A 17,664-nucleotide genomic window follows, 5' to 3' on the forward strand; every position below is an offset into this window, starting at 1 on the left:
TGATGAGACCGGTAGTAGTAAAAGAAAAACAATTAAATGAGTCACAAATACATGCTGTAGAAGATGAAGTTAGACAAGCGAAAACGATGGATCGTGATATCGTAACACATGCGATGAAGCAATCCGTTGCGAAATTGAATCCGAAAGTCATGATAAAGAATCCGATTATGTTCGTTGTGGAAATTGGATTTATCATTACGTTCATTTTATCTTTTCTTCCAAGTAGTTCTAGTAGTATACCAGGATGGTTTAATATAACAGTTTCTCTCATTCTATTATTTACAGTTTTATTTGCGAATTTTGCAGAAGCATTAGCAGAAGGTCGTGGTAAAGCGCAAGCCGATTCTTTAAAGCAGTCGAAGAAAGATGTGTTTGCAAATGTAGTAAAAGAAAATGGAGACATTGTCCAAGTTTCAGCAACTGATCTTAGAAAAGGTGACGTTGTTATCGTAAAACAAGGAGAAATGATTCCAAGTGATGGCGAAGTAATCAAAGGATTAGCATCTGTAGATGAATCTGCAATTACAGGTGAATCAGCTCCTGTTATAAAAGAAGCAGGCGGTGATTTTTGTTCCGTAACAGGTGGAACGATGGTCGTAAGTGATGAAATTACAATTGTCATTACGAGTAATCCTGGTGAATCATTTATCGATAAAATGATTTCTTTAGTAGAAGGAGCTGCTCGTCAAAAAACGCCGAATGAGATTGCTTTAAATACAGTATTAACGAGCTTAACTCTTATTTTCTTAATCGTCGTTGTGACGTTGCCGATTTTTACAAATTATTTAGGTTTTCAAATTGATACTGCTGTACTTGTAGCGTTGTTAGTATGTTTAATTCCAACGACAATTGGTGGTTTGCTATCAGCGATTGGTATTGCGGGGATGGATCGGGTGACAAAATTTAACGTGCTAGCGATGTCAGGGAAAGCAGTAGAAGCTGCGGGCGATATTAATACAATTATTTTAGATAAAACAGGTACAATTACTTTTGGGAACCGAATGGCTCATACATTATTGCCTGTAGGAAATGAAACGATTGAGCAAGTTGGAAAGTGGGCCGCTATTAGTTCTGTTTTAGATGAAACACCAGAAGGTCGATCTGTTATCGAGTATGTGCAGGGAAAATCTATATCATATAATAGAGAACTTGCAGAACAAGGTGAGTTTGTTCCGTTTAAAGCAGAAACGAGAATGAGTGGTGTTGATTTACAAGACGGAACAAAAGTGAGAAAAGGTGCTGTAGGTGCCGTTATTGAATGGGTTGAGTCACAAGGCGGAACAATTCCGAAAGATGTAAATCAAAAAGCAGACTTAATTTCAAAAGAGGGCGGAACACCACTTGTAGTTGCAGTAGATAATCGTATTTACGGTTTAATTTATTTAAAGGATACAGTAAAACCGGGTATGCGTGAGCGTTTTGAACAGTTACGCCAAATGGGGATTAAAACGGTTATGTGTACAGGTGATAATCCGTTAACAGCAGCAACCATTGCAAAAGAAGCTGGAGTAGATGAATTCGTTGCCGAGTGTAAACCGGAAGATAAAATTGCTGTCATTAAAGCAGAGCAAGATAAAGGGAAACTTGTAGCGATGACAGGTGATGGTACAAATGATGCTCCAGCATTAGCACAGGCGGACGTTGGATTAGCGATGAACAGTGGTACGACAGCAGCGAAAGAAGCGGCAAACATGATTGATCTAGACTCGAATCCAACGAAAATTATTGAGGTTGTAGGAATCGGTAAGCAATTGTTAATGACGCGAGGTGCTTTAACGACGTTTAGTATTGCGAATGATATAGCAAAATATTTTGCAATCATTCCAGCAATGTTTACACTTGCGATTCCGCAAATGGAGGCATTGAACATTATGAAATTAACATCACCACTGTCAGCGATTTTATCAGCATTAATATTTAACGCTGTTATTATTCCATTACTCATTCCGTTAGCGATGAAAGGTATTGCATATAAACCGATGAGTTCTAATGCATTGCTTAGCCGAAACTTACTTATTTATGGGCTTGGCGGAGTTATCGTTCCGTTCATTGGAATTAAAGTAATTGATATAATTGTCGGCTTGTTCATATAAGGAAGAGGGGAAAAAGATGGAGAAGAAACAAAGTATACTATCACCAATTATCCGTATTACTTTTACATTTCTAGTGTTGTGCGGACTTGTATACCCGCTTATTGTTACTGGTATTGCACAAGCCGTGATGAAGGATAATGCGGATGGAAGTCTAATATATAATGATAAAAATGAAGTGATTGGTTCTAAATTAATCGGGCAAAACTTCACGGATCCACGTTATTTTCAAGGGCGTGTTTCTAGTATTGAATATAAGGCTGAAGCATCTGGTTCAAATAACTATGCACCATCTAATCCAGATTTAGAGAAACGAGTAGAGAAAAGTATTGAAGAGTGGAAGAAACAAAATCCGAGCGTTCCAGTTACAGAAGTACCGATTGATTTAGTGACAAATTCAGGTTCAGGGCTTGATCCTGATATTAGTCCGAAGGCAGCTTCTGTGCAGGTGGATCGCATATCGAAATTAACGAATATTCCGAAAGAAAAACTTAATCAATTGATTAAAGATCAAACAGAAGGTGCTGCGCTTGGTTTATTTGGAGAGACCCGCGTAAACGTCTTAAAGCTAAATTTGGCATTACAGGAATTAATGAAATAGTAACAGTGCTACCTCAATCTAACGGATTGAGGTAGCGTTGTTTCGAATGAAAGGTAGTGTTTATTTTGTATGCAGATGATTATGAACCGAAGTTTCAAAGGCGAACGCCAGAGGAATATTTAGAATATATTCGTCAGCAAAATTGCGGAAAGTTAAAGTTATATGTAGGAGCAGCTCCAGGCGTAGGAAAAAGTTATAAAATGCTCTTTGATGCAAGGGAAATGAAAAAAGATGGAATTGATATTGTAATTGGTTTAATTGAAACGCATGGAAGAAAAGAGACGGAAGAAGCAATTGCTGATTTAGAAAAAGTTCCTTTGAAAGAAATACAGTATAAAGGAAAGGTATTTTATGAGCTTGATGTGGAAGGAATAAAAAAACGCGCGCCTCAAGTAGTCGTAGTGGATGAACTTGCGCATAGTAATGTTCCTGTTTCTAAACATAAGAAACGTTATATGGATGTGCAGGAATTGTTAGAGGCTGGTATATCGGTATTATCAGCTTTTAATATTCAACATTTAGAAAGTGTTCATGATATTGTAGCTCAAATTACGAATGTAAAAGTAAGAGAACGAATTCCAGATTTTATTTTACAAAAAGCAAATGAAATTCAGCTCGTTGATGCAACACCGGAAGTACTTCGGAAGAGGTTAATAGACGGAAAGATATATAAAGAAGAAAAAATTCAGCAAAGCTTACAAAATTTCTTTACGCTTAATAATTTAGGAGCACTTAGGGAATTATCGCTTCGTGAAGTCGCTGACGATATGGACGAAAAGATTAGTCAAACAGTGATAGAACCAATCGGAGTGAAAGAAAAAATTCTCGTTTGTGTACAATACAGTTCAACAGCGGAGAAATTAATAAGACGGGGATGGCGCATGGCTGATCGGTTAAACGCTGAATTGTACGTATTAAACGTTGAGAGGGAAAATATAGATTCTATTTCAGCTGGAAAAAAGCAGACGATTGAAGAGTGGAAGTTGCTAACGAATCAATTTGATGCAAGTTTTGTATTAGAAGAAGCAAAGGGAAGAAAGCCAGCAGATGTTATTATTGAAGTGGCAAAAAGATTACAGGTGACGCAAATTTTACTTGGACAATCGGCTAGAACAAGGTGGGAAGAAATACGAAAAGGCTCTATTGTAAATGAAATTATGAGACAAACAAAGTATATTGATATTCATATTGTTGCGGATCAAAGAGGATAAATAGAGCCGACCTTTTTGGGGGCTCTATTTTGCTTTTTGTACAGAATGAAAACTTAGCATTTTCATTGTATATAAGATTACAAGTAAAAACATAATTGCGCCTAGGAAGAAAATCCAAAAGTAATTTTGGTTAAATAAAAGAAATCCACCTATAAGTGGCCCTGTGCCCATACCAAGATAGCGGATGAAGTTGTACATACCGATAGCTGTTGCGCGTTCTTGTACGAATTCTTCTGTTAATAAAGTAGTGTGAGTTGGCATAGAAAGTCCCATACTAAAACCGTACAAAGATGTAACGATAATGATGAATGGGATATTGATGTTATATGTGAAAGAGAATAAAACGACACATATAATATTGAAGAAACTCGTAATAAATAAAGCTTGCTTTGTTGTGAGTCGTTTTTGCAAAAACTTGTAGCAAAAACTTCCTAGCATGATAGAAAGAGACATTGGTACAAACATAAGACCAATTTTATTTACAGTTAAATGAAATGAATTTGTTAAAATACTCGGTAAAAAAACGAGAAAGCAAAAGTAAATACAAAATTGAATGAAGCCAATAAGAGTAATAGAAAATCCAGTTTTATTTTTTAAGATAAGAGAGTAATTCTTTTGTGCTTTAGATTGTTTAATTATATTTGGCTTTGTTTCTGGGAGTAGTGAAATGTTTATAATTAATAAGATAATGCCAAGTGTAGATAAAAAGAGAAATACAGATAAGTGACCATTTATACTGCCAAGATAACCACCTATGAGAGGAGCCATTGCAGGTGCGAGGGCAAGTAACATTTGGTATAGGCTCATCGCTTCTCCGCGTTCTTTTCCTTCAAATAAATCGCCGATAATCGTTGCTGAAACTACAGGTATAGCCGCTATTCCTATAGCTTGAACAGCTCTAAAAAAGAGAAATAAATAAATGTTTGCCGAAAAGGCACATCCGATTGAACCAATTGTACTAATGACTAAACTAGGGATAAGGACAGATTTTCTCCCTTTTGTATCAATTAAAGGTCCATATACGAGCTGCATAATTGCAAGAACGAATGTGAAAAGTGAAACTGTTACATTTACAAGATAAAGAGAAGTGTGAAAAGAATTTTGAATCATCGGTAAGATAGGTGTGTAAATATTTTGAGCGAAGGAACCGAGTAAGGCACTAATACAGACAACATATAAAATGAAAGTTAGTTTAGATTTTTTCATCTTGTTAACCTCCTTGTATTTTAGTTTCCTTGGAAACTAAATTTATTTTAACATGATTTTCTCACTTGTAAAGATGAAAAAATAATTTTAAAATGGTATATAGTTAAATTGTTTCTTTGGAAACTTAGGAGGCGAACGGATTGAAGCATACAACGAAGCAAATGGAAATACTGTCGGACATTCGTACACTTTTGCATAAAAAAGAAGAACATTTAAAACGACAAAACGAGAAGTTTCTTCGTGAGACAGGTGTAAGTAGTATGTCTTTATCTGAGTTACATGTAATCGAATGTATCGGAAAAAATGGTTTGATGAATGTAACGGCAATTACGACAGAAATGGGCATGACGAAGGGAGCAATCTCTAAAATTTGTACAAAGTTGTTTCAAAAGCAATTCGTTGAGAAGCTGCAAATGTTAGATAATCAAAAAGAAATCTTCTTCAGCTTAACGGAGAGTGGGAATGAAATATATAAAGCTCATGAAAAATTGCATAAGCAAGCTGAAGAAAAGTGGTTGTTACTTTTAGATGGATATACGAAAGAAGAGCAAGACTTTATTCAAAGGTTTATAAAGGATGTCTCCGGTCATTTGGAAATATAATTGGAAGAAAAAACTCCTTTTTCTCAAGTCTTTTAAATATAATTTCTGAAAGAACTCATATATAATAGAAAAAGATACTTAACATGGTGAATAATTAAAGAGTCAATATATATAGAGGAGAGAGTAACATGCTTGAAAATACGGGGTTAGTATTAGAAGGCGGCGGTATGCGTGGTGTATACACGGGCGGGATATTAGAATACTTTATGGAACAAGATTTATATTTTCCATATGTAATCGGTGTATCAGCTGGTGCTTGTCATGCAGCGTCGTATCTTTCCAGACAAAGAAATAGAAATAAAACGGTCAATATTGATTATGCATCACATCCGAAATATTTATCGTATAAAAACTTATGGAGAAAACGTCAGCTATTTGATATGGATTTCATTTTCCACGAAATTCCAGAAAAGCATGTGCCGTTTGATTTTGAAACATACTTTAATAGCCCGGAACGTTTCCTTGTAGGAACGACGGATTGTGAAACAGGGCAATCTGTTTATTTTGAAAAAGAAGGAACGAATGATGATGCGCTAAATTTATTACAAGCGTCTAGTTCATTGCCTTTCATTGCACCAGTAGTAAATTACCGCGGTAAACAACTGTTAGATGGCGGGATTTCTGATCCAATTCCAGTTCGTAAAGCGCAAGAGGATGGATTTAAAAAATCAGTCGTTATTTTAACGAGAAATCATGGCTACGCGAAGAAAAAATCAAAGTTTGGATGGATTGCAGCGAAAGCTTATAAAAAATATCCGAACCTTGTTAACACGATGCTGAATCGTTATGAAGTGTATAATGAAACACTTCACTATATTGAAAAAGAAGAACAAGCTGGCAATTTATTTGTTATTCGCCCAGAAGTGCCGCTTCAAGTAGATCGTATGGAAAAAGATATAGCAAAACTACAAAATTTATACGAGCAAGGCTATGAAGATGCAAAGAGGCAATTTGCAGATTTGCAGGCGTTCTTGCAAAAATAATAATTAGGCTGTGGAGATGGAGTTCTCTGCAGTCTTTTTATATTGCTTTTAAAAAAGGAAAATAGAACATCGAATTTCGATGCTCTACTTTTTATGTATAAAAAAATCCCTCTTTATGAGAGATTTTAATGTGGTAAGAATATCAATTGATAAGCAAACAAAATTCCAAATACATACACAAGTGGGTGAACAGCACGGAATTTACCTTTTGCCACTTTCATAAGTGGGTATGAAATAAATCCAAGTGCGATACCTGTTGCGATACTTGATGTAAGTGGCATGCTTAAGATTACTAAGAATGCTGGGAATGCTTCATCAAATGCGTCCCAATCGATGTGGCGAACTGAACCCATCATAAGACTACCAACGATAATTAATGATGGTGCAGTAATAGCTGATACACCAGAAACAGCACTTACTAATGGGCCGAAGAATGCTGCTAGTGCGAATAGAACCGCTACTGTAACAGTTGTTAAACCAGTACGACCACCAGCTGCAACACCAGCAGATGATTCAATGTAAGCTGTTGATGGTGTCGTTCCGAACATAGAACCAATAGTTGCTGAGAATGAGTCAGATAGAAGAGCTCGTCCTGCTTTTGGAAGCTTTCCGTCTTTCATAAATCCACCTTGTTGTGCAACGCCAAGTAATGTACCTGTTGTATCGAATAGTGTAACAAGGAAGAATGAGAATACAACGCCGTATAATCCGTAGTTAATTACGTCAGATACAGCAGTAATTGGATTTGAAACGATAATTCCTTCTGGTAAACCAGGCATTGATGTAACACCGTTTGAGAATGATAATTGTCCCGTGAAGAAAGCGATAATACCAGTTAATAGCATTCCGATAAATAGTGCGCCATTTACATTTAAAGACATAAGGACAATTGTAATTCCAAGTCCAGCTAATGCTAGTAGTACTGGAGCAGAGTGAAGATCACCAAGTCCAACTAAGTTTGCATCATTTTTTGTAACGATACCTGTTAAACGTAAACCGATAAAGGCGATAAATAGCCCGATACCAGCAGTAATTGCATGTTTTAAGTTTTCAGGAATTGCTTCCATTAATTTTGTACGGAAAGATGTAAATGATAGCAAAATTAAAATCATACCTGCTACGAATACAGCAGAGAATGCAATTGCGAAAGTCATGCCTTCATGCGCTTTTACAACAGAGTAAGAGAAGTAAGCATTTAATCCCATACCTGGCGCGATTGCGATTGGTAAGTTTGTAAAGATTGCCATAAATAATGTTCCGACAACAGCAGCGATAATTGTTGCTGTAAATGCTTGTTCAAATGGAACACCTGCATCTCCAAGGATAACAGGGTTTACGACAATGATATATGCCATTGTTAAGAAGGTAATAATACCTGCCATAATTTCAGTTTTAATAGAAGTTTTATGTTTTGAAAGGTTAAACATATAAACATCCTTTCTGTTTACGAATAATTTTCACAACAGTTATATATAATATTCGTTTTTTATCTATTTTGCAATAGTTTTGCATAAAAAGTTTATAACAATTCATATTTTGTGTCTTAAATTCGAATATTAATCGTAAAACGATGTGTGAATTTCAGCTTTTTATTGTGCACATGCTAAGGAAAAGGAGTTGAAAGCAGCTATGCCACAGCAAAAAAACTTTATAACAATGCCTGCGCAACATCAAAATAAGCAGCCAGGTATTGAATCATTAATGAGCCCCCTTCCGCAGTTTGAAGATGCAAACTATAAAGGAAGTGAAAAGTTAAAAGGGAAGAATGTGTTAATTACGGGAGGAGATAGCGGAATTGGACGGGCAGTTTCCATCGCTTTTGCAAAAGAGGGAGCAAATGTTGCGATTGCTTATTTAGATGAGGAAGAAGATGCAAATGAGACGAAACAACGTGTTGAAAAAGAAGGTGTAAAGTGTGTATTGTTGCCGGGGGATTTGAGTAATGAACAGCATTGTAAAGATATTGTGGAAGAAACCGCCCGGCAGTTAGGTAGTTTAAATATTTTAGTGAATAACGTTGCACAGCAATATCCGCAGCAAGGGCTAGAGTATATTACAGCAGAACAGCTAGAAAAAACATTTCGTATTAATATTTTTTCTTATTTTCACGTTACGAAAGCAGCCCTTTCTCATTTGAAGAAAGGGGATGTCATTATAAATACGGCATCTATCGTTGCATATGAAGGAAATGAAACGTTAATTGATTATTCCGCAACGAAAGGAGCAATCGTAGCTTTTACAAGATCACTTTCTCAATCGTTAGTGCAAAAAGGGATTCGGGTAAATGGTGTTGCACCAGGCCCGATTTGGACACCGCTTATTCCATCGAGCTTTGATGAGAAGAAAGTCTCTCAGTTTGGGAGCAATGTTCCGATGCAACGGCCTGGTCAACCATATGAGTTAGCGCCGGCATACGTATATTTAGCATCTGGTGATTCATCCTATGTTACTGGGCAAATGATACATGTAAATGGGGGCGTTATTGTAAATGGATAGTTTTCATTTATAAGAGCAAAGTAATGTTAATTCCACTTATTATAGGGAGCGCTAGGGGGGATATAGCTGAAAAAGTTATGTTTCATCATACTATTATTTTTCATCCTACCGGTTAGTGCTTTTGCTAATACAGATCATTTAATATTAGTAAATCTTACGACGAACCAGTTGTCTTTTTTTGAAAATGGAAATTACACAAAAACATTTCCAGTAACGACTGGAAGAGATCGTACACCTACGCCTGAAGGTAATTTTTGTATTATAACTAAATTTAAAAATAAAGAATACCATCGAAAAAAAATACCTGGGGGTGCACCGAATAACCCTCTTGGTACGAGGTGGCTTGGACTAGATAAGAATGAATATGCAATTCACGGGACGAACCGGGAATGGACGATTGGAAGTAGGGAATCAAATGGCTGTATTCGTATGCATGACAGGGATATACAATGGTTATATGACCGAGTACAATTACAAACAAAAGTAATCATTTCTCGTTTTCATACGAGCCCCGAATATGAAGCGAATAAGCTTGGTTATCGCGTTGTGAGCTGGAATGGTCGAAAAATAGAAGAAGAACAAATTGGAGTACTTACGCTAGTAGACCGTGCGGATATATATTGGCAAGAACCAAATGGACAGTTAACGAAAGTGAAAACGGTATTGCCAAATGAAAGATATCCAGTGTACTCAAAACGAAAAGATGGAATATATTATATAGGAAACAATTCGTATATTATAGATGAAACAGGAGAGAAAGTTCGTTACGAGCAAATTCCTTCTTCGATTTTAAGTAATATATATAAACGGAAATACAATGTTCCGTAATGGCTACCGTATTATAGACGGTAGCTTATTTATACTTGGAGTTTAACTGCAACTATTGTATTTTGCTGAATATAATACAGTACAGATAGGGGGCGGTTATATTATGAAAAGTGAATTTGCGTTTAAAGTTTTCTTAGTAACGACCTGTTTATTTATCGTGTATTTATATGCGTTTCTCGTCTTTTCTTTTTATGTTCCATATGTTGATTTAATATTATTCTTCGGATTTATTTGGGCGTTTGTGAAAGCGAGGGAAGGAGAGAAGAGTATATATCGGCGCATTACCCTATGCGGGACGGCCGTTCTCGTTATTTTGTACTTTTTTATTATGCATGATTTTTGGAGAGGAATGTAAAAAAAGCATACGATTAATCGTATGCTTTTATATCTGTTAATGATGGAAGAGAGGCAATTGCACCGTAATTTGTACATGTGATAGCGCCTACTTTATTTGCAAAGGAGATAAATGCTGTTAAGTCTTTGAAATGATACGAAAGTGTATGTTCACTTTGGGCAATCTGATATAACATTGCTCCAACGAAAGCGTCACCAGCACCAGTTGTATCGACTTGTTGAATGGAAATAGAAGAGACAATAGTTTGACCTTCATTTGTCGCAAGAAGGGTACCGTCTTTTCCAAGTGTAATAGCTACTACTTTTGCGCCATAATTTAATAATTTGAGTGCAGCTTGTTGTAAATCACTCTCTTTAGAGAGCATAGTAGCTTCCTCTTGACTTACTTTTACGAAGTGTGCATGTTTTATAAAGGTTAGACAATCTTGAGAGAATTGTTCTGTATTTGTAATGAGTGCACTTCGATAATTTGGATCAAAAGAAATGAAATGGCCTTTATCTTTCGCATATTGTAACAACTGAAAATACGTTTCTTTTAATGGGCTTGATAGTAAAGCTGTCGCTGAACCGAAATGTATTAAATCATTCGTTTGTATTTTTGATAAATCAATGCTATTGAATTGATATTCACCATCTGCACCACGCATAAAAGTAAAATCACGTTCGCCATCTTGATCGATGGATACGAATGCAAGTGTTGTTTGTTTATCTTTTATGAGCATGGATGTATCGACTTGCGCACGCTGTAAAGTTTGTTCAAGAAACTCACCAAATGGGTCGTTTCCTACTTGCCCCATAAATGTAGCGTGTCCACCTAATTTTGTAATCGCAGCAGCAACGTTAGCGGGTGCTCCACCAGCTTTTTTTTCGAAATCTGAACCGTTTACTAAAGAAACATTAGTATTTCGGCACACAAAATCAATTAATAGTTCACCTATACAAAAGACATTTCTCATACAATCCCTCTTTTCAGCTTATATTGTGTGATGGTAAAGTTTAGTTTTGCATCTGAAAAGATTGCGATATGATGTTTCATGTCTTTTCGAGGAAAAACTCGGGACGTAAAGACTGTTGAACCATCGTATAAGAAAATTTCCACGATGCTTTTATCTACAAATATTTGTAGTTCTATCGTATCTTGAATATCGATTTTTTTACAGCGTTCAAATCCATATTCTCCGCCAAATTGATGGTAGAAGTTGCCCCTGTCTATAGAAATAGTACCTTGTTCCCGATTAAATGTAATGGGGAAACATTCCTCCTCATTGTGGAAGAGAGAAAGACCAAAACGTTTTGCATCTTCTGTTTTAAGTGTAACAATTAATTCATAGGAGTCTTCATCATCAAGCGTTGATAATACATTTAATCCAGCTGTTATATCTCCTGAAATGTCTTTTTTTGTTGTTCGTAGTTTTGTTAATTCTGAAACTGGTTTTTGTTTTAAGATGTTATCTTCTAATGTTAATTCACGTGGAAGTGTTAGGCAATGAGCCCACATATAATCATCAGAAGGATATGTGATTTCACTTGATCCTGCCCAAGCAAACAATAGGCGACGACTAGTAGAGTCTTCTAAAGTTTGAGGGGCATAAAAATCGAACCCTTTATCAGCTTCGTAATAGGAATCAACATGGAAATATAAATTTTTAATATCGAAATGGCCTATAGCATAAACGACATTGTATACATTGTGAAAGTTTTCTCCGTCTTTTTCAATTCCTTGCGGTGAAAAGAGAAGTACATCTTTCCCTGATAATTGGAAGTAATCGGGGCATTCCCACATAAATCCGAATTCTTTTAAGTTTGTTGTAATTTCGCCTTGGAAATGCCAATTGTATAGGTCTTGTGATTTGTATAGTAATAGAGTTCCTGTTTTATTTTCACGTTGGGCACCGAGTAACATATAGTACATATCATTATGTTTCCAGACTTTTGGATCACGTACATGTTTTGTATATCCGTCAGGAATTATATCAATAACAGGATTATTACTATATTTCGTCATCGTATATTGTGAATCCATTGTTGCCATACATTGTTTTGCATCACGGGAATCATCAGGCTTTTTTATATTCCCTGTATAAAGTAGATGAAGAAGGCCATCTTTTACGATAGCACTACCAGAATATGCACCGTGTGATTCATAGCTTTCAGTAGGGATGATGGCTACAGGCATACGCTCCCAGTTAATAAGGTCTTTTGACCTCACATGCCCCCAATGCTTCATTCCATGAATGGGACCAAATGGATACCACTGATAAAAAACGTGATATTCATCATTGTAGTATGATACACCGTTAGGATCATTCATTAATCCAAATGGTGGGTGGATATGATAAATTGGTTTCCATGAATCTTGGTTTGCAATTTCATATAAAGAATGTAATTCGTCTTTATTAGATTGCAGTATTGTTTTATATTTTGACATAGGTTTTCACCCCGTTATTATTTACTTTCTTTATATAAAATGAATGTGGCAACAAAAGCAGTGATAACTGCAATAGCGAAACCAATTATATAGTGAATCATGTTCATCATGCCAAGAGGTGCAACAATTGTAAGCATCGGAATACCTGTTAAACCGTATGCATTAGCCGCTACTTGCATCCAAACAACGTAAGCGCCTCCAATTGCGCCGCCAATAGCTGCTGCAATAAATGGTTTACCAAGTTTTAAATTGACACCAAAAATAGCTGGTTCTGTAATTCCTAAAAATGCTGAAGCTGCTGCTGGAATTGCAATTTCTTTCGTTTTTTTGTTTTTTGTTTTGAAATAGACAGCTAAAGTAGCACCGCCCTGTGCAACGTTCGCCATTGACCAAATAGGGAGTAAGAAATTGACACCGATATCTTTATTTGCGAGTAAGCCCGCTTCAATAGCGTGGAAGCTATGATGTAAGCCAGTAAGAACAATTGTTGAATACAACCCACCGAATATAAGTCCAGCTACTGGTCCTGCAAATTGATAAATTGTATTTAAAAGGTACGTAATGCCGTCACCGATTTTATATCCAATTGGTCCGATAATAATAAGTGATAAAAAGCCAGTTATAATAATTGTTAAGAATGGTGTAACTAATAAATCTAAAGAGTTCGGAACACGTTTTCGAAGTTCTTTTTCAATTGTACTCATAACATATACACATAATAAAATAGGTAAAACAGTACCTTGATAGCCAATCATATCAATATCCATACCAAGGAAATGTAAAACTGTGGGTTTTGCATTTGAAAGAGTCCAAGGATTTGTTAAGCTTGGGTGAGTTAATATACCACCAACAACTGCACCTAAGAAAATGTTTCCACCAAATTCTTTAGCGGCACTAACTCCAATTAAAATGGGTAAAATGATGAAAGCTGCACTTGAGAACATATCAAGTAATTGGATAAGTGAGTGATCTCCAGGAACTAATTTAAACGCTTTCAACATTCCGAGTAGACCCATAAGTAAACCGCTTGCAACGATAGCTGGAATAATTGGAACAAAAATATTAGATAGTGTCTTTGCTAGGCGGGCGATAGGATTCATTTTTTTCTTAGGTATATCGTTTGATGTTGTAGAATCTAGTTCGGCTATTCCAATTAGTTTTGAGAATTCATCATATACTTTGTTTACTATGCCAGTTCCAAAAATAATTTGATATTGCTCGGTCGTTGCAAAAGCACCTTTTACTCCATCGATGTTTTCGATTTCTGCAGCGTTTATTTTCGTATCATCCTTTAATATAAGACGAAGGCGAGTCGCGCAATGTGTGGCACGAACAATGTTTTCCTTTCCACCAATATTCTGTATTACTTGAGTTGCAATTTGTTTCATATCCATAAAAATTCCCCCTTACTATAAATTCTCTTTTATGGAACCGGTTCCGTAATAAGTTAAAATAAAAAACAGGGAAATGATGTTGAAAATCCTGTTTTTAAAATGTGGAACCGGTTTTAATTTTATTATAGAGTGCCTTTATATTTTGTCAACGCTTTCTTGGATTTTTAATGTATAACGGGAGTGTAATATTTTTGGTATAGTTTTGTTTTCAACAAGCTGTGAAAGAGAAGTGGCAGCAAGCTTTCCAGCATACTCATAGTCAAACGCAATTGTCGTTAAACTAGGGTGTACCATTTCTGAAATATCATATCCACCGAATCCTGTTACAGAAATATCACCTGGTACAGAAAGAGAGTGGGAGTGAATGACTTTCATTGCGCCAAGAGCGATGTTATCTGTAGCACATACGATAAGAGTTGGGCGATTATTATCTAAAATATGTTGTACTTGTTTCATGGCATCTTCTATGCGGAAAGTTGTTTCGTAATATGAAACGTTGCAAGTCGGTTCTAAATTTTCAATTGCTTTTTGAAAACCATTTTTTCGATTTATTCCAACAGAAATATCATCTTTTTCTATCCCTAAATAGGCAATATGTCGATGGCCTTGCGATAAAACGTATGCCCCTAACTCATAAGCTGCATCATAATCATCGTGAACGAGGCAATATTGATCTTTATATTCTTGCCCGACGAATAAAATAGGGATGTTTGAATTAGCCATAATTTTTTGATGTTCATTCGTCAATGTTTTTGTTAATAAAATAATGCCAGCTACCTTTTGTTTTATAAAGTTTTCAATTGCTTGTATTTCAGTTCCGGTTGTTTGATTTGCATTTGCTACAAGCATTTGATAGTTATTTTCCTGTAATGTTTTATCGATCCCGATAAGTGTTTTCATTGTAGCGAAGGAGTCTAATCGGGGGATGATGACACCAATTAAATTTGTTGTTTTTGCTTTTAAACTTTGAGCAAATGTATTGGGAGAGAAATTTGTTTCTTGAATAATACCTTCGATTTTAAGTTTTGTTTTATCACTTACATATCCGCCGTTTAAGTAACGAGAGACTGTGCTTTTTGCAACTCCAGCCAATTTGGCGATATCTGCAATTGTTTTAGCCATAGTATTTCACCTTCGTATTCATAAAAATGTTAACTTTATTATAGGGAGAATTAGAGATGACGTAAACAAGAAGAGGGAAAGAAAAAACCACCTCACGTATATGAGGTGGAATAATTGTTAATATCTAGGCTTAAATGTATGACAACAAGTCTCTACACTCGTTGCTACAGAACTTTCTAGCGTCTCGTTTGTTAAAACAGCAGCTGTATATGAATCATTTTCAGTTTGACCAGTTTCATCTGCATCAGGCTGAACGATGATCGCACTTGCTTGACAAAAGTTACCTTGTCCCCAAAAAGAACAGTTGGAAACAGAACATCTTACTTCTGGCATAAAACCCCCTCCTTATACATTAGTGTGGGATTTTACGCCCATTTCATGTGTAGAAGGAGTTTCCTTTTCTAATTACTTTTTCGTTTGTTCAAGCCATTCTTTTAATTTGTCTTTCGGCTGTTCACCGCTAATACGGCTCACTTCTTTGCCATCTTTAAAATGAATGATTGTTGGTGTACCTTGAATTTTATATTCATCCCAAGGAGCATCTAATTTTTCAATATCCATAACTTTCATATCAACGTTCAAGTCTTTAGCCATTGGCACTACGACAGGAGATAATTTTTGGCAATGAACGCAAGATGTTTGATAAAAGTATACTGTTTCTTCTTTTTTCTCTTTTAAGTTCTTTTGAAGATCTGAAAGAGAAATTTTATTTGTGTAGTAGTCAGGACCATCTGTTTGACTACCAGTAGCATTATCAATTTTTTGGCTAGTTGAAGCGTTTTTTTCTTCCATTTGTGTTACAGCGAAAATTGCCGCAAACAAGGCGATAATAATACCACCAAATATAAGCATTTTTTTCATTCTTTCATCTCCTTATTTGTTTTTGATGACAATAAAGCTACAAACAGCGATTGTAATAAAGCCGATAAGTGCTAAAAACGGGATTGTCACAAAACCGAACCAGTTTATGTATTCTCCCGTACATGGTACACGTCCACAAGCTGCCCCAGCAGCTGAAAATGCTGCGACTTTTTGAATTGCATAGTGATATAAAGAAATACAAGCACCAATAGTTGCGATTGGTAAAGAATAACTTGCAATGCGATAATCTTTCTTTGCTACAGCGATACCAAGCCATAAAACGAATGGATACATAAAAATACGTTGATACCAACAAAGAACACAAGGCTCAAATTTCATGATTTCGGAAAAGTACAGACTTCCTAGTGTAGCGATAAAAGAAGCTCCCCATGCGGTAAGTAAAGCATATTCTTGCTTTTTTTCTCGTCCCATATTTTATACCTCTCTTATAATAGTTACATACTAAATTATAGTATGAAGTAGTATGGAAAAGAAAGAAAAAATATGTTTATCAATAAAAGTTTTATAAGGAGAAACTTTTATTGATATAAACATTTTAAAAAAGCGCCATTCTCCGGAAGAGAATAGCGCTATATTTTACATTTGAATTTGTTCTACTTCTTCTACATGCGACTTTTGGGATGCGTGGTCAATATATTGAAATAGGAGCTGCAATTGTTTATCAACTTCTGGAAGTTCTTTACTGTATTGATAAGCGTGTAAAAAATGCTCAATACGTTTAGAAAATAATTGATCGTTCGTTTGAACCATGAGAACGAGTAATTTATCCCAATTACAGCAATACGTGTAATAGAGAGCTTTATCATAGTCGTTATATGTTTGCACTGTGTACCCTCCTTACCGAGAGTTATATATAGTGTGTGATAAGTAAGGGGAAATACACTTGAAAGAATTTGTTAAGAAAAAAAGTGAATGAAAAGAAAAAACGAGGAGTTTCCTCGTTTTTTAAGCTTTTGGCATTGGCGTAGGTGTTGGTTTGCCATAGCCTTCTTTGTATTTATTATCGATATAGTTACGAATTTCAAGCGTTGATTTTCCTTTTTGTTTCATGGAAGCAGATTCAACTGCGATTTCTAGGCAATTGACGCAAGTCGTTGCATGGGAGTCCCAAACAACTTCACCATTCTTTTTAATTTCACGAATAAAGCAGTTTTTATTATTTTTATGTCCTACACTTTCACCGCAACCACAATAGCATGGAATCCAATCTAATAGTTCTGCATTTTGTCCAGCGACAGTGTAGATATCTTTCATTTGTGGATCAAGCTTGTCTAGGAAGGTAGGAAGTGTGTCGACTCCTTTTGTTTTCTCTTGAATGTCAGCTTGCTGAGTGTACGATGCGTGGTCATGTTCTTCTTTTTTTGATTCAGAAGATTTTTGGTCATTTGTACTAGTACTTCCGCATCCAGCAAGAATTAAGCTTAGTACTGCAAGTAAAGAAAATACATACTTTTTCATTCGCTTGTC

At 35.8% G+C, this 17,664-nt stretch carries 19 protein-coding genes; 8 read left to right on the plus strand and 11 right to left on the minus strand.

Translation table 11 applies throughout. From position 1 onward, the window contains the following. Nucleotides 1–2 precede the first annotated feature (2 nt). The 3 genes from kdpB to kdpDN are packed head-to-tail and all read left to right on the plus strand — an operon-like array spanning nt 3 to nt 3,902. Nucleotides 3–2,093, plus strand: coding sequence for a potassium-transporting ATPase subunit KdpB (gene kdpB / locus ACTFN4_RS19485; protein ID WP_001248003.1), 2,091 nt, complete (start codon nt 3–5; stop codon nt 2,091–2,093). 16 nt (nt 2,094–2,109) lie between these two features. Then, the gene (gene kdpC, locus ACTFN4_RS19490; RefSeq protein WP_000412608.1) at nt 2,110–2,691 is read left to right on the plus strand and encodes a K(+)-transporting ATPase subunit C; all 582 of its coding nucleotides are present in this window, start codon (nt 2,110–2,112) and stop codon (nt 2,689–2,691) included. Nucleotides 2,692–2,747: 56 nt separating this feature from the next. Beyond that, nucleotides 2,748–3,902, plus strand: coding sequence for a KdpD-like non-kinase potassium sensor (gene kdpDN / locus ACTFN4_RS19495; RefSeq protein ID WP_439962688.1), 1,155 nt, complete (start codon nt 2,748–2,750; stop codon nt 3,900–3,902). A gap of 24 nt (nt 3,903–3,926) precedes the next feature. Here kdpDN and ACTFN4_RS19500 read toward each other — a convergent pair whose 3' ends face one another. Then, on the minus strand, nt 3,927–5,108 hold the full coding sequence (locus ACTFN4_RS19500) for an MFS transporter (RefSeq protein WP_000748727.1): 1,182 nt from the start codon (nt 5,106–5,108) through the stop codon (nt 3,927–3,929). Between the two features lie 140 nt (nt 5,109–5,248). Here ACTFN4_RS19500 and ACTFN4_RS19505 point away from each other — a divergent pair, with 140 nt between their 5' ends. Continuing rightward, nucleotides 5,249–5,710: a MarR family transcriptional regulator gene (locus ACTFN4_RS19505; protein WP_000683326.1), complete on the plus strand. Its 462-nt coding sequence runs from the start codon at nt 5,249–5,251 to the stop codon at nt 5,708–5,710. Between the two features lie 128 nt (nt 5,711–5,838). Further along, the gene (locus ACTFN4_RS19510; protein ID WP_322372564.1) at nt 5,839–6,693 is read left to right on the plus strand and encodes a patatin-like phospholipase family protein; all 855 of its coding nucleotides are present in this window, start codon (nt 5,839–5,841) and stop codon (nt 6,691–6,693) included. Between the two features lie 125 nt (nt 6,694–6,818). Here ACTFN4_RS19510 and ACTFN4_RS19515 read toward each other — a convergent pair whose 3' ends face one another. Then, nucleotides 6,819–8,120 carry an NCS2 family permease gene (locus ACTFN4_RS19515; protein WP_000482713.1) on the minus strand — a complete coding sequence of 434 codons (1,302 nt, stop codon included), beginning with the start codon at nt 8,118–8,120 and terminating at the stop codon, nt 6,819–6,821. 202 nt (nt 8,121–8,322) lie between these two features. Here ACTFN4_RS19515 and ACTFN4_RS19520 point away from each other — a divergent pair, with 202 nt between their 5' ends. The 3 genes from ACTFN4_RS19520 to ACTFN4_RS19530 all read left to right on the plus strand — a co-directional run bounded on the left by ACTFN4_RS19520 (nt 8,323) and on the right by ACTFN4_RS19530 (nt 10,372). Beyond that, the gene (locus ACTFN4_RS19520; RefSeq protein WP_001136261.1) at nt 8,323–9,189 is read left to right on the plus strand and encodes an SDR family oxidoreductase; all 867 of its coding nucleotides are present in this window, start codon (nt 8,323–8,325) and stop codon (nt 9,187–9,189) included. A 66-nt stretch (nt 9,190–9,255) separates the two neighbouring features. Then, nucleotides 9,256–10,017, plus strand: a complete 762-nt coding sequence (locus ACTFN4_RS19525; RefSeq protein ID WP_025709928.1) for a L,D-transpeptidase — start codon at nt 9,256–9,258, stop codon at nt 10,015–10,017. 103 nt (nt 10,018–10,120) lie between these two features. Then, the gene (locus ACTFN4_RS19530) at nt 10,121–10,372 is read left to right on the plus strand and encodes a hypothetical protein (RefSeq protein WP_000834195.1); all 252 of its coding nucleotides are present in this window, start codon (nt 10,121–10,123) and stop codon (nt 10,370–10,372) included. A 13-nt stretch (nt 10,373–10,385) separates the two neighbouring features. On the opposite strand, the gene ACTFN4_RS19535 is transcribed toward ACTFN4_RS19530, so the two are convergent. The 9 genes from ACTFN4_RS19535 to ACTFN4_RS19575 form a co-directional block, all read right to left on the minus strand. Continuing rightward, the gene (locus ACTFN4_RS19535; protein WP_001246640.1) at nt 10,386–11,327 is read right to left on the minus strand and encodes a carbohydrate kinase family protein; all 942 of its coding nucleotides are present in this window, start codon (nt 11,325–11,327) and stop codon (nt 10,386–10,388) included. Beyond that, nucleotides 11,324–12,799, minus strand: a complete 1,476-nt coding sequence (scrB, locus tag ACTFN4_RS19540; protein ID WP_000049750.1) for a beta-fructofuranosidase — start codon at nt 12,797–12,799, stop codon at nt 11,324–11,326. The genes ACTFN4_RS19535 and scrB overlap by 4 nt, the downstream gene beginning before the upstream one ends. Before the next feature lie 17 nt (nt 12,800–12,816). Beyond that, nucleotides 12,817–14,193, minus strand: coding sequence for a sucrose-specific PTS transporter subunit IIBC (locus ACTFN4_RS19545; protein ID WP_000367320.1), 1,377 nt, complete (start codon nt 14,191–14,193; stop codon nt 12,817–12,819). Between the two features lie 135 nt (nt 14,194–14,328). Next, on the minus strand, nt 14,329–15,315 hold the full coding sequence (locus ACTFN4_RS19550) for a LacI family DNA-binding transcriptional regulator (RefSeq protein ID WP_001140402.1): 987 nt from the start codon (nt 15,313–15,315) through the stop codon (nt 14,329–14,331). Between the two features lie 117 nt (nt 15,316–15,432). Then, complete coding sequence (locus ACTFN4_RS19555) at nt 15,433–15,648, minus strand: DUF1540 domain-containing protein (protein ID WP_001115482.1); 216 nt, start codon at nt 15,646–15,648, stop codon at nt 15,433–15,435. Between the two features lie 72 nt (nt 15,649–15,720). Continuing rightward, nucleotides 15,721–16,176, minus strand: coding sequence for a thioredoxin family protein (locus ACTFN4_RS19560; RefSeq protein WP_000738435.1), 456 nt, complete (start codon nt 16,174–16,176; stop codon nt 15,721–15,723). Between the two features lie 12 nt (nt 16,177–16,188). Next, complete coding sequence (locus ACTFN4_RS19565) at nt 16,189–16,608, minus strand: disulfide formation protein C (protein WP_000532265.1); 420 nt, start codon at nt 16,606–16,608, stop codon at nt 16,189–16,191. A 165-nt stretch (nt 16,609–16,773) separates the two neighbouring features. After that, nucleotides 16,774–17,022 (minus strand): YhdB family protein, encoded by a 249-nt coding sequence (locus tag ACTFN4_RS19570; protein WP_001195459.1) that lies wholly within the window; start codon nt 17,020–17,022, stop codon nt 16,774–16,776. Between the two features lie 120 nt (nt 17,023–17,142). Next, nucleotides 17,143–17,655, minus strand: a complete 513-nt coding sequence (locus ACTFN4_RS19575) for a PCYCGC domain-containing protein (protein ID WP_439962689.1) — start codon at nt 17,653–17,655, stop codon at nt 17,143–17,145. Nucleotides 17,656–17,664 lie beyond the last annotated feature (9 nt).

It is taken from the genome of Bacillus cereus group sp. MYBK95-2 (assembly GCF_051915225.1).
Classification (GTDB): domain Bacteria; phylum Bacillota; class Bacilli; order Bacillales; family Bacillaceae_G; genus Bacillus_A; species Bacillus_A cereus.